We start from the raw sequence: 13,668 nt of genomic DNA, 5'->3' as shown, positions 1-13,668 counted from the left end.
CGTTATAAACAGCGCTATAACATAATACTGAATTATTAGTTAATTAACTAATTTGAGTATTTTGAAACTAAAAAGCCAATCATATTAACGCTATGACATCGGCCTGCTTAAGCAAAACCAAAAACAATAAACCGATAACAAATTTAAAGCATATGAAACATTTGTAATTTATGGAGTCTCTCAACTATGAGCATTAACGATCGGGTTCTTAGTCCGTTTACTTTGCCCAATGGCGTCGAGCTTAAAAATCGTCTGCTGATGGCACCCATGACCACCTGCACCGGTTTCTACGACGGAACCGTCACCAAAGAATTGGTGGAATACTATCAGGTACGCGCCGGCAGTATCGGCGCCGTGATTGTGGAGTGCTGTTTTATTGACGACAGAGGTCTGGCGTTTCCCGGCGCCATCGGCATCGATCACGACGACAGAATCGCCGGCCTGGCTAAAATCGCCTCGGCCATCAAGGAGAAGGGCTCTAAAGCCATTTTGCAGATCTACCACGGCGGTCGTATGGTGGAGCCGAAGCTGATCGGCGGCCGCTCGCCGGTGGGGCCGAGCGCCGTCGCCGCGCCGCGTGAAGGGGCGCCGACGCCCGTCGCGCTGACCGCCGGGGACGTGGACGGGATGATCGCCAAATTCGGCGAAGGGGTGCGCCGCGCCATTGCGGCCGGTTTTGATGGGGTGGAGATCCACGGCGCCAATACCTATCTGATTCAGCAGTTCTATTCGCCGAACTCCAACCGGCGTACCGACGAATGGGGCGGCAGCCGTGATAATCGCGCCCGCTTCCCGCTCGCCGTGCTGGAGATTACCCACGACATGGCTCGTCGGTATGCCGACGCTTCCTTCATCATCGGCTACCGTTTCTCGCCGGAAGAGCTGGAAGAGCCGGGCATTCGTTTTGACGACACCTTGTATCTGCTGGAAAAACTGGCCGCACGCGGGTTGGATTATGTGCATTTCTCCATGGGGCACACACTGCGCCCGTCTATTGTCGAGACGACCGACCCTACTCCGCTGATTAAAAAATATGTCGCCATGCGTTCCGAGACGTTGGCCCGCGTGCCGGTCATCGGCGTCGGCGGCGTGGTGAACAAGGCCGATGCCGATGTCGCGCTGGATCATGGCTACGACCTGGTCGCGGTGGGCAAAGCCTGCATCGCCTACCCGGACTGGACCGATCGCATCATCGGCCAGCAGCAGGTTGAACTGTTTATCGACAGCGCCAAGCGCGAAGCGTTGACCATTCCTGAGCCGCTGTGGCGCTTCTCGCTGGTGGAAGCGATGATCCGCGACATGAGCCTGTCGTCGAAGAAGTTCAAGGCCGGCGTGTTCCAGGAAACCGTACAGGACGATGCCAATGAACTGGTGATCAACGTTAGCCTGGAAACCGATCGCATTGCCGATGTCACACTGGGACACAACCCGAATCTGGATGCTTCTTTCGTCACCAGTTTCGACGTCATCCGCTCCCGTATTCTTGACGCCAACAGCCCGCATGTGGATGCAGTCACCGGTGCGACCACCCAAAGCGAAGCGGTGAAAAAAGCGGTCTCCAAAGCGCTGGCCAAATCCTGCAAGGCGGCGATTCTGGAAGACGGCGGCGACCCGCAAGAGATGCCGAGTTACGACGTGGTGGTTATCGGCAGCGGCGGCGCCGGTCTGGCCGCGGCGATTCAGGCCAGTGACGACGGCGCGAAGGTATTGATTGTCGAGAAGATGTCCAGCATCGGCGGTAATACCATCAAAGCGTCGGTGGGGATGAATGCCGCTGGAACCCGTTTCCAGAAGATGAAAGGCATTGACGACGATAAAGAACGTTTCTACGAGGAAACGCTGAAAGGCGGTAAGCATAAAAATAATCCCGCATTGCTGAAACGATTCGTGGAAGGTGCGCCTAAGGCGATCGAATGGCTGGCGGAGCGCGGTATCGAACTGAATGACATCACCATCACCGGTGGTATGAGTGTGGATCGCACCCATCGTCCGGCGGATGGTTCCGCCGTCGGCGGTTTCCTGATCAGCGGGCTGGTGAAAAACGTCAATAAACGCGGTATCGACGTGATGCTGGATACCTCGGTTATCGACATCGTTCACGACGACGGGGCCATTGCCGGTGTGCGGGTGCGTAATGAGGATAATGAAGAGCTGACCATCGCCGCCAAAGGGGTGGTGGTGGCCACCGGCGGGTTCAGCGCCAATCACGAGATGGTGGTGAAATACCGCCCCGATCTGAACGGTTTCGTGACCACCAACCATAAAGGCGCCACCGGCAGCGGTATCGCCATTCTGGAGAAGATCGGCGCGGATACCGTTGACCTGGGCGAGATTCAGATCCACCCGACCGTCGAACAGTCGACGTCTTACCTGATTTCCGAGTCGATCCGCGGCGGCGGTGCGATTCTGGTCAATCAGCAGGGTCATCGCTTCTTCAACGAGATGGAGACACGCGACAAGGTGTCGGCGGCCATCATCAATCTGCCGGAAAAATACGCCTATATCCTGTTTGATGAGCAAGTGAGGATGAAAAACAAGGCGGCCGATGAGTATCTGTCCCGGGGTTTTGTCGTCAGCGCGAACTCTCCGCGCGAACTGGCGGAAAAACTCAACATGGATATGCATACCCTGCTGGCGACGCTGGAACGCTACAATGTCTTCGTCGACAAACAGCAGGACGCAGACTTTGGCCGTAAGACCGCACTGCGTCACCCGATCAATCAGGGGCCGTTTTATGCGATCAGGATTGCACCGGGCGTGCACCACACCATGGGCGGGGTGGTGATCAACACCGAGACCGCGGTATTGGATAACGACAAACGTGTGATCCGCGGCGCTTTCGCTGCCGGTGAAGTGGTGGGCGGCATCCACGGCAGCAACCGCATCGGCGGCAATGCTGTCGCCGACATCATCATTTTTGGTATTCAGGCGGGCCGTAACGCGGCATCCTACGCACAGCTGTAATCGACAGCCCATCCGTCTGCGTCAGAGGCCATCTGGCGCAGACGCGAACTTTTCCTCTCTTTGGGATCATCCGCCATGTCGCCAGATGCCCGGGTTTATGCGTATACCACCGTGTTAATGGGGTCGCCCATTCTGCTTAAGCTGTTTGAGCACAATGAGCCACTGGTGTCTCGGGTGTTTGGCCTTATCAAACAGTTTGAAGACACGTTGACCGTCAATCGCGCGGCGTCTGAGGTGATGGATATCAACCATGCCGCCGGCCGCCATCCCGTAGTGGTTAGCCCGCAGGTGTTTAATCTGATAAAACGCGCCAGAGACGTTAGCCTGCTGGACGGCAGCTGTTTCAACGTCACCATCGGCCCGGTGGTGAAACGCTGGAAAATCGGCTTTCAGGGGCACAGCGAGCCGCCGGCTGATGAGTTACGGGCGCTGTTGGCGCTGACGGATCCGCAGGATATCCTGCTCAATGCGCAGGATCATTCGGTGTTTTTGGCCAAGACGGGCATGGAGATCGACCTGGGGGCGATTGCCAAAGGCTATATCGCCGATGTCGTTAAACATTATCTGTACCAACAGCATATCTATCATGCGTTGCTCAATCTGGGCGGCAATGTGCAGACGCTGGGTCGGCCGCAAACAGGCGCGCAGGCGCTTTGGTCGGTGGGGTTGCAAAAACCCTTTTCCGATAAAGGCGAGGTGATCGGCGTGATTGGCGTCACCGACAAGTCGGTGGTGACGTCCGGCGTGTATGAACGTTACTTCGAGCTGAATGGCCGCCGTTATCACCACATTCTTGACCCGAAAACCGGCTACCCGTTGGATAACGAGCTGCTTAGCGTCACCATTATTTCCGATGCCTCCATCGACGGTGATATCTACACCACGCTGATTTACGGCATGGGGGTTGAGAAAGGGCTGGCCTATCTGGCCCAAACACCTGATATCGAAGCGATCTTCGTCACCCGAACCGGCCAGGTCATTCTGTCCTCGCAACGACAATATGCCTTTACGTTACTGGATGAGCAGTATGAGCGGGTTGACGCACCGACCTGACAGGGGGTTCAGGTGGGTGGGTCGCACGGCTATGGCGTGATGCCGAGTACCGTAGCGATACGGTCATAGCGCTGTGTTTTTTGTGTCGCTTCCTGAATGAGTGGTGGATAAAACTGCTGGGCGATTTGGCTGCGAGCGTCGCAAAAATATTTGGCCGAGGCATTCACTACCGATGTGCTAACGGTGGCATTTCTGTAGGCGGGAAAATGTTGCACCGTTTCGATAGCAGCGCGCGTGCTGACGTCGGTACGAATGTCCGGCGTGTAACTGCTGTAAAGAAACAGTTTGTTCGCCAGCGCCTGACCGTTGTCTTTCATGTTTTCCCGAACACACTCCGCCGAGGGTTGGCGGTCGTGCGTGTACTGATCGTTCAGGGTGGCGAGATCCCTGATGGCCAATTGCCGTTCCTTGATAAATGAGGCTTTACCTTCGGTGGTGGAGCAGAGGTAGCGGATGATTTTGGTGTTGATATCATCATCGGCACGGCCTTTTTTTTCTTCTTCGCGAGCAAAATAGATGGCCGAGCTACAGCGATCGGACTGGGTGTTTATCCGGCGTTGAGCGTGCTGGGTGATGTATTCGATGGTGGCTTTGATATCGCCATTCTTATCGCTGCGATACCATGCGAGCATGGCCTGAATCAGGTATTCAGGATCCATCGACATCCCCCCTTCATTCAATAGCTTTACCGTGCGCAGGTCGCCGCGAATGACCGCTTGTTGCAGGGATTTTTGTTCCCAGGATATGCCCAGATTGGCAAGCTCTTTGCGTGGGTCCGCGCTGGTTTCCTGTTTTACATTTTCCAACTGCGAGCCGATGTTGTTGAGTTTGCTGCCCAAATGACCGGTGCTGAGCCAGGTTCCCGTGCTGATGACCAATACTCCGGCAATGCCTGCCAGCGCAAAGGTTAATTTGCGGTCCATCTTGTTGAGCCCGGATTTGGTCTGTTCGACAAGGTGCTTGATGACATCGGTAATTTGACGAATTTGCTTAAGTTGCGACTCGATCTGCTGCTGGTAGCGGCTCAGTTCTTCCTGAGGGGCATGATAGAGCCTCCTGGGGTCGATTTTTAGCGTCCCTTCGTCATGCGCATGTTGCAACGGCTCAATGACCTGATCAAAAAACTCGTTCAATAACAGCAGTTCAGCTTCGCTGAGCGCTTTGTGGTGCGCAATCTTGTTGCGTATCGGATTGAGCGCCTGCAGAAAAACGGACAGGGTTCTCTGGATGGATGATTCGTAGTTCAGCGCGCTTGCGGTTTGAAAATAAGGGTCGTAGTAATCGGGGAAATCTTGCTGATCGGTAAAAATGATGCGCAATTGTTCCAGCAGCGTGCCGCTCAGAATATTGCCCTTTTCAGCGCTTTTTATGATCTTTTTGATCTGCTCGGCAGGCAATAGCTCGCGCATTCGCCGGATGAGTTTCTCTTGATCCGACCAGGCTTCATCGACCACATGACGAATCAGCAGCTCGATCGCCCGCATCTGCCGCACGGCGTCGGCCGCATCGGCGTTCACGAGGACATCGTAGCGGCTGGACCAGGTGAATGCGTCATTCTGCTGCTTGATCAACTCGAGTTCATTAATGAGTTGCAGATAGGTAATCAGGCTTTTGCTACGCGCTTGGCTGTCTTCTGCGGGCAGAGGTTCCAGATGCTGTACTGCACGTAACAAGTCGATATAGCGTTTTGTCTGCGCTTCGTCGATGTGCAGCCTGAGCCCGACTTCGCGCCAGGATGACAAGGCTTTGCGCGCATTATCCAACATCTGGTGTGCGGCGGCGGCGGTAGGGGCGTTGGGTTCGGGCTGCTCCAGCACGGTGGCTATTTGCCGATGGGCGGCGACGATGATCTCTCTGGATTGTTGAATGATTTGCTGAGTGATACGTGTATCCATGAGCATGTATCCTTATTAGCGCTATTATTCTTCGCTGCGAATGTCGAAAAACCAGAACAGAATAAAACCCAACAGAGCGAAAGCTAAAAAAATCCCCAATGTAATCAGTTCGTAATGGGCACTTTCTGCGGCAATAGCCTGTAGCTGTTGATGCGATGCCATCGGGTCTTTAAACAGGAGCAACTGCCACTCGAAAGTATTGGTCGACAGGCTTTCTCTGATGGGCTCCCAAACATGGCTGGCCGCGACGCCCAGCCCCAGCGCAGAAAAGAGCGACCCATAGATGCGGTGGCGGTAGGCTTTTTGCCGGGATATGGCGTTATTGACCAGCGCATCCAGTCTATCAAGTTGCGCGAACAGGTTTTCCCGCTGAGCATGAAGCCCCCAGTGGCGCTGCAATGCATTGTTCAGACGATTTTCCTGAGGATGGATGGATAGCGTATCCATTCGGTCAAGCGTGTGGAGTGCGTTGAGACGTAGTTGAAAGATTTCCTCTTCCCACTGTTTATCTTTAATCTTTTGCGTGTTTTCTCTCAGCAACGACGGCCATTTCCTAAAAATGTGGTGGGTTTGCTGGAGAAATTGTGCGTAATCAGCGCTGAGCACGGCGATTCTCTCCGCGGTGACAAGCAACTCTTGGAGTGTCGGATTGTCGGGCCGACGGCTGAACAGGGTGACGCCGTGCTCATGAATAATGGTCAGCACATCTTCTTGCCAGTAGGCCTCATACTCGTCAGAGGCGGGCAAGGTGTAAGGGGTTTGGGCCGCGGGGGGTTGGCTGCATGTCGCCAGCCAGGCATGGAATGACGGCGTATCCATCAGATGTGCGGTGATGTCCGTTTGTTGCAGGCGTTGATCCGGCTGCAGCCAGCGTAGTGCGCACAAATACTTGTGATTGGGCGCGCGGGTGAGGGTGGGCTTGATTTCTTCCAGGTACGGCGAAATATGTTGCACAAAATAGTGTTGCCAGATCAACGGCAGAACATCTTGCCACCAATCGAGTTGTGATCCCATAACCCGTTGATCTGCATCCAGCATTTTAGGTGCGGCAATCAGGGTATAGCGCCCTTCATCGTCCCACCAGGGCTGATTCGGCGCACCGGGTAGCAAAGCGATAGCGTTATCGGTACTGCGATGCGGGTCGATATAACTGCGCAGCGGGCGCGGTGTGTCGCAAGGCCGCGAGCCGTTCCAGCGTTCATTCTCTTTGGCTTCTAATGCTCGCCACAATTTTTCCAGCGAAAGGTTTGAACGGGGATCCACCGAGATCACGATATCGTTACCGGTTCCTTGCTCTTGCTGGCGGTAAATTCCCAGCAGCGTGAAGCCATTTTTACACCAACTGCGTTGGCGGTCATTGCGAGCGAAAATCTTGAACAGCCCGCTGGCGTGCTGTTCATTCAGAAACAGGGCATCCACCATCAATTTGCGCCGACTGTTCTGTTGTTCCACCAATAGCTGGCAGGTGGCGGCGCGCGCAATGGTTAATTGATAGAACTGATATTCATAGTTCAGCGCAGACTCGGCGGCATGGAACTCTAACGTCGGCAGCGGCTGGATACCTTGGGTAGGCGTATGACTTTGATTAATAAAATCAATCAGCAAACGGATACAACCGGCGAATCCTGCATGCAATTTTTCAGCATCATAATGATCGTCATGATTTTTGGCGGCATTGAGTTGCGCGTGGGCATAAGCCGTGTGCAGGCAGGCGGCGGAATGGGTAATGTCATCGCTTTCCAGATGGAATCCCTGTTCCCAGAGGTCGACATAATTAACCCATGCTTCCAGTTCCGCCGGGTAATGTGTGAAACCGGGCCAAACCCGTAGCTGAAACAGTATCCATGCCAGACAGGTATCCAGCGAAAAGTCTTCCACGATAATCTGATTAATTGGCTCGGCGGTTTTATGTTTTATCGTTTCGTGGAATTTTTCATGACTCATGGCCCAAAGCCAGGCTGATAGCGAGCGAAAATGTTCGCGGCCATTCTTGTGAGAAAGCACAATACCCGATGACGACGGGTTTCCTACCCCCAACGCGAGCGTATTTTCCGGGATATCCCATAGTGCAGGGTGAAACATCACTTTATGGGCCCCGAGGGATGTAGACATCATGGAGCTATCAATAATATTAACCATGAACTTTCCCGATCATTTTTCGCACCAGTAAGCAGAAACGTGAAATCGAAGCGATGAGAGATAACATTGTCGCGTCGCAGGTCGTCTGGACACTTATCCATACCCGTAGTTTGCTGTTAAGTAAGAGTAGAGTTAATGGCTAATCATTCCATAGACCTAGGTCATCATTCTGTCAGTGGTCTAAGGTATTTTCCCCTCATTTATCCATCAGTAGCCGCAACGGCAAGCCATTTATCTACCACCTTAAGTACGCCGGGTTTGGCAAAACATGACGACGGACTGTAATAAGTCCCAATCTGCACTAATACTTTTGTATGTCGTACGTGGTGATGAGGAACTGCGTGGGCATCGCGAAGGGAAATGAAGCACGGTCAGGTTGTTATTTGTGTAGAGGAATAACACAAAAGGTATTTTGACTCAGGTAAATAACGGCACCCTATATATGAAAAAGAAAATGACGCGGCCTTCAGTGATAAATCATGTACTTCATGCTCATCTGATCACGGTTGTGACATTTTTATTTTGCCTTGGGTTGACGGTGGTTATCGCCGAAGCGGTGAACCGTTTAAATGAGCAGCGGATTAAAGCGGCTATCATCGATAGCGCTACGCCACTGTTTAATTCCGTTATCGATAAAATGAATCGCTATCGTTATGGGTTACTGGAGGCGAGAACCGCCGTTCTGGCCAGCGGTGGTGAGAGCATCAACACACAGGGATATCATCGGTACGGCGCGACCTTGGATTTGGCGAATAACTTTCCGGGGGCCAGAGGGTTCGGCTTCGTCCGCCGGGTGCCAAGGGAGGCGTTGGCCGCTTATCTGGACAAGACGCACCGTGACAATCGTCCTGATTTTACAGTAACGAGTCTCGGTGATGAGCAGGATGAATTATATGTCGTCGAGTATCTGGAACCGTCACAGGGTAGTACCAATTCCAGCGTGATTGGTCTGGATCTGGCGTCGAATCCCTTCAGAAAACATGCCGCCGATGAAGCGATGCTATCCGGCAAGGCCACCATCACCTCTCCACTGTCATTAAAATTTGGCTTAGACACCATTTTCAACTCTTTCTTGCTATTCATGCCGATTTATCGCGACGGCGTGATGCCGGATAACGAATCGGCACGGCGACAGAAAGCGTTTGGTTGGGCCTATGCGCCGATCAATATGGCTGAAGTGCTTAAAAACGAATCTTTTAGCGACGGCCGGGTCATTCTGCGTTTAAGTGATGTAACCGAACTGGGTGATCCGATGGTGTTTTATCGCAGCGCCGAACAGGAGGGGCTGTATCCGTATCACCACGATGTGAATGTGTTGGGACGCATCTGGCGCTTCAGCCTGTCTGTCACGCCCGACTATCTGGACATGCTCAACCTGTTTTCGATGACGGGTGTGTTCATCCTGGGCGTCGGAATCTCGGTGGTGATGTCCGTGCTGGCGAATACACTGCGGTTGCGCCGCGCTGACAGAAAGCAGCTCCAGCAAGAACGGAGCAAGCTGGAAATGATCGTCGAAAGTTCTCCCGATGGCATTATCGGTAAGGATACACAGGGCATCATCATCAGTTGGAACAGCGGTGCCGAACGCCTGTTCGGTTATATGCGCGACGAAGTTATCGGCCTTCCCTTGGCCGAGCTGATTATTCCAGAGCGCTTGAAAAGTGAAGAGCCGGATATTCTGCGTCGGGTCTGCGCCGGCGAAACGATCAGCGCCTTTGAAACCGTTCGCCATCGCAAAGATGGCTCTGAATTTATGGTATCGGCGACCATTTCACCGATCCGTGCTCCCGATGGCCGGGTCATCGGGGTATCTAAAACCGTGCGGGATATCTCGCTGCAAAAAGAAGCGGAGCGGCGGATCTATAATCTGAACACGGAGCTAGAACGGCAGGTTCGTCAACGAACCGCCGAACTGGCTGAAGTTAACTTGCTGTTTAGAACAGTGCTGTCCGCGGCCCATGAGTTCTGCATCATCGCCACCGATCTACATGGCGTGATTACCTTCTTTAACAAAGGCGCAGTACAGATGCTGGGGTATAGCGAGGAGGAGGTAGTGGGGAAAGCCACGCCGGCGATCTTCCATGATATTCAGGAGTTGGCGTCTCGCAGCCACGAGCTGACCCTGACCTACGGCGAAACCATCCGCGGCTTTGAGGTCTTCAGCTATAAGGCGTTGCAGAATCAAGCTGAACATCATGAGTGGACCTATGTACGTAAGGATGGCGGTCGTTTCCCGGTCAATCTGGTCGTCACCGCCATGCGTGACGAGCGGGATCAACTCATGGGCTACTTGGGTGTGGCGGCGGATATCACCCAGCAGCGTCAGGCGCAAGAGGCGTTAGAGAAAGCCAAGCGTCAGGCAGATGCGGCTAATGAAGCGAAATCGATGTTTTTGGCCAATATGAGCCACGAGATTCGTACGCCGATGAATGCGGTGCTGGGGATGCTGCAAGTGTTGCTGAGAAACAATTTGACGCCCAGACAGCACGAGTTTGCCTCGAAGGCGCATATGGCGGCGACATCGTTGCTGGGGCTGCTCAACGACATCCTTGATTACTCGAAAATCGATGCGGGCAAGCTAGAGCTGGATCCGCAACCTTTTGACCTGAATGCCTTGATGCAGCATTTGGCGATCATGCTGTCGGGGAACCTGCGTGATAAATCCATCGAGTTATTATTCGATCTGGACCCGCTGCTCTCGCCTTACCTCATTGGCGATGAGCTGCGGTTGCAGCAGGTGCTGATTAATCTCATCAGTAATGCCATCAAGTTTACCGAACGTGGCGAAGTTATTGTGAAAACCGAATTGCTGGCAAGTGATGACGCGGTACAACACATTCGTATTAGCGTGCAGGACAGCGGCATTGGCATCAGTCCGGAGCAGCAAACACGTATTTTCGGCGAATTTACTCAGGCGGAGGCGTCGACCACTCGACGTTATGGCGGTACGGGGTTGGGGCTGGTTATTTGTAAGCGATTGGTTGAAAAAATGGGCGGTGAATTGGGGGTAGACAGTGAGCTGGGGCAAGGGAGCACGTTTTCACTCACGCTGTCGTTCCCGCGGGATACGTCATTGACATGGGTGCCGCCAACGTTATCCGGTACTCCGTTGCGTATCCTGGTGGTGGATGATAATCGCACTTCTGGTGCGTTGTTGGTGAGAATGCTCGCGTCGTTGCAGGTATCAGCCGTTGATGTTGAGAATGCGGCGCAGGCGATGGAAACGCTGGAACAGGCGTCCGCACAGGGTAGTCCCTTTGATATCGTATTGATTGATAAACAGATGCCGGATATGGATGGCATCACGTTGGCTCATCATATTCGGCACGGTTTGATTTTGTCTTCGCGGCCGAGTCTCATCTTACTGAGTTCCGCCAGCAATGAGGACATGCTGGAGTCTGGCGTATCGTCTGATGTTGAGCGGGTGCTTGCCAAACCGGTGCTGATTATGCCGTTGTTTCAGGCGCTGACGTCTGCAAATTCGGTTCCCGTGGTATCCGAACCGGCGGTGGTGCCTTCGGATAGGTCAGACAGCATATTGAAAGGATTATCCGTACTGCTGGTTGAAGATAATGCGTTCAATCAGGAAGTCGCCCGCGAACTTCTGATCGGTGAGGGGGTGAACGTCACCGTTGCTTCCGGCGGTGAAGAGGGTGTCAGGTTGATTACGGAAGGCACTCGTCACTTTGATGTGGTGCTGATGGATCTCCAGATGCCGGATATCGACGGTTTCGAGGCCACTCGTCGTATCCGAGCCTGGCCGGCCGGCGTTTCGCTACCCATCATCGCCATGACTGCGAATGTCAGCCCGTCGGATAAACAGGCCTGTCTGGCGGCGGGAATGAACGGCCATCTAGGCAAACCGTTCGATTTTGCTGAGGTAATCAGAACACTTGCGCCGTTTGCCGGGCGGGAAATAACCGAAGCGAATCCTTCACCGGCGGAGAATGATCCTCTGGTTCGGGCGTTGCAGCGTTTCGGCGGCAACAGAACGCTATTAGTGAAACTGCTGCATGCGTTTATGCCCTCTTTTAATACGCTGTCACATACCCTGAGCTTGCAGTGTGCCGAGCAAAACTGGTCGGGTGGAATGGCGACGCTGCATACCCTGAAAGGGCTCGTCGGCACTGTCGGGCTGGATGCGCTTTATCAGCGGCTGGCGTCAACGGAATCCGCATTAAAGCGTGCCGACGAATCGGAAAAAAACGACCTCTTTCATCAATTGATAGCGACCCTTGAAACGGACGCTCATCGGGAATACGAGGCGCTGACTACGCGGCTTGCCGAGATCTCTGCGGCTGATGCGCCGTCGGCAGATTCTCAGCCTGCCGATATCCCGGCGCTGCTGGTGTCATTGGCTGAACTGTTGGGCAGCGGCAATCTGAAAGCGATTGTTCTGGCGGAGCAACTGTCCGGCGCGCTAGCGCATGAAGCGCAGTTACAGGCGCCACTTCGGCAACTGGTGCACGCTACGGAGAACCTCGAGTTTGATGATGCAAACCGTATTCTGGCTTTGATAAAGGAACATCCCGATGTGGAAAAATATGCTTGAGCAGTATCACCAGAAAGGAATTAAACCCAAGGTACTGATCGTCGATGATCAACCGATCAATATCCGGATTCTGAATGACGTGTTCACTGATCAATTCGATGTGCTGATGGCGACCAACGGCGAGAAAGCGATGGAGCAGGCGCGTACCCAGAAACCGGACTTGATTCTGCTGGATATCGTGATGCCAGGCATGGATGGTTATGAAGTGTGTCGATGCTTGAAGGCCGATCCACTTACTGAATTGATTCCCATCATTTTTGTGACCTCGGAAACCGAAGCGGATATGGAAGCCTATGGTTTTGAGATCGGCGCGGCGGACTTTATTTCTAAACCGATTAATCCGGCAGTGGTACGTGCGCGAGTGATGACACAGCTGACGCTGAAGCTGTACATGGACAATATGCGCGACATTGCTTGGCTTGACGGGTTAACTGGGCTGTCCAACCGGCGGCGTTTCGATGAGATGCTACCAGGTTACTGGCAGGTCTGCCGTCGAGAAAGCCGGCCTATTGCACTGTTGATGTTGGATGTCGATTTCTTCAAACGCTACAACGATAGCTATGGGCATCAGGCTGGCGATGATTGTCTACGCCAGGTCGCCACGGCGATACAGCAGAATATTCGTCGCCCGATGGATATGTGCTTTCGGTATGGCGGAGAGGAGTTCGCTTGTTTATTGCCGTTTACCGATCTGGCGGGTGCCTGTCAGCGTGCCGAGGCCATTCTCGATACCGTCCGGCAGTTGGCGATCCCGCATCGCGCCTCAGAGATCAGTGATTCCATTACATTGAGTATTGGCGTGGATTGCCAGATCCCCCGAAACGATGGCGGCTGGAACACGTTGCTGCGTAATGCGGATACTGCGCTTTATCAGGGCAAGGCTCTGGGGCGGGACCGGTGGGTGAGTTTTACCTCGTAGACGCGGATATCTCCGTGGATTGCTGATGATCGTATGCCTCAATACCGGGGATGACGTGAGGAATCGGTGGGCGAAAATGGTGATCCAGCAACAATTTTAAATAGAGCCATGTCGACGCTGATTGTACTATTCCCGCTTCGCGTTAC

Annotated in this window: 6 protein-coding genes; 4 read left to right on the top strand and 2 right to left on the bottom strand. The window is 53.6% G+C overall.

Annotated features, from left to right (window positions below):
* Window positions 1–186 precede the first annotated feature (186 nt).
* Entirely contained in the window at window positions 187–2,964 is a 2,778-nt protein-coding gene (locus HEP82_RS16740; RefSeq protein WP_192459122.1) for a flavocytochrome c, read from the top strand.
* A 75-nt stretch (window positions 2,965–3,039) separates the two neighbouring features.
* Window positions 3,040–4,017, top strand: coding sequence for an FAD:protein FMN transferase (locus HEP82_RS16735; RefSeq protein ID WP_192459121.1), 978 nt, complete (start codon window positions 3,040–3,042; stop codon window positions 4,015–4,017).
* Between the two features lie 29 nt (window positions 4,018–4,046).
* Here the strand turns inward: HEP82_RS16735 and HEP82_RS16730 are convergent, their stop codons facing one another.
* Both HEP82_RS16730 and HEP82_RS16725 read right to left on the bottom strand, forming a co-directional pair.
* Complete coding sequence (locus tag HEP82_RS16730) at window positions 4,047–5,912, bottom strand: STY4199 family HEPN domain-containing protein (RefSeq protein WP_192459120.1); 1,866 nt, start codon at window positions 5,910–5,912, stop codon at window positions 4,047–4,049.
* A 24-nt stretch (window positions 5,913–5,936) separates the two neighbouring features.
* Window positions 5,937–8,051, bottom strand: coding sequence for a hypothetical protein (locus HEP82_RS16725; RefSeq protein WP_192459119.1), 2,115 nt, complete (start codon window positions 8,049–8,051; stop codon window positions 5,937–5,939).
* A 508-nt stretch (window positions 8,052–8,559) separates the two neighbouring features.
* Here HEP82_RS16725 and HEP82_RS16720 point away from each other — a divergent pair.
* Together HEP82_RS16720 and HEP82_RS16715 are read left to right on the top strand one after the other, a co-directional pair.
* Entirely contained in the window at window positions 8,560–12,603 is a 4,044-nt protein-coding gene (locus HEP82_RS16720; protein ID WP_192459118.1) for a CHASE domain-containing hybrid sensor histidine kinase/response regulator, read from the top strand.
* Window positions 12,584–13,522: a diguanylate cyclase domain-containing protein gene (locus HEP82_RS16715; protein ID WP_192459117.1), complete on the top strand. Its 939-nt coding sequence runs from the start codon at window positions 12,584–12,586 to the stop codon at window positions 13,520–13,522. The genes HEP82_RS16720 and HEP82_RS16715 overlap by 20 nt, the downstream gene beginning before the upstream one ends.
* Window positions 13,523–13,668: the final 146 nt, after the last annotated feature.

It is taken from the genome of Musicola keenii, from assembly GCF_014855505.1.
Lineage (GTDB): Bacteria > Pseudomonadota > Gammaproteobacteria > Enterobacterales > Enterobacteriaceae > Musicola > Musicola paradisiaca.
The sequence above is the reverse complement of the archived record's forward strand: the minus strand, read 5'-3'. Positions and strand labels throughout refer to the sequence as shown.

Bases quoted from the DNA above. Each gene is read 5' to 3' on its own strand.
- HEP82_RS16725 (WP_192459119.1), bottom strand. From the start codon at position 8,051: ATGGTTAATATTATTGATAGCTCCATGATGTCTACATCCCTCGGGGCC.
- HEP82_RS16735 (WP_192459121.1), top strand. From the start codon at position 3,040: ATGTCGCCAGATGCCCGGGTTTATGCGTATACCACCGTGTTAATGGGG.
- HEP82_RS16715 (WP_192459117.1), top strand. From the start codon at position 12,584: ATGTGGAAAAATATGCTTGAGCAGTATCACCAGAAAGGAATTAAACCC.
- HEP82_RS16730 (WP_192459120.1), bottom strand. From the start codon at position 5,912: ATGGATACACGTATCACTCAGCAAATCATTCAACAATCCAGAGAGATC.
- HEP82_RS16740 (WP_192459122.1), top strand. From the start codon at position 187: ATGAGCATTAACGATCGGGTTCTTAGTCCGTTTACTTTGCCCAATGGC.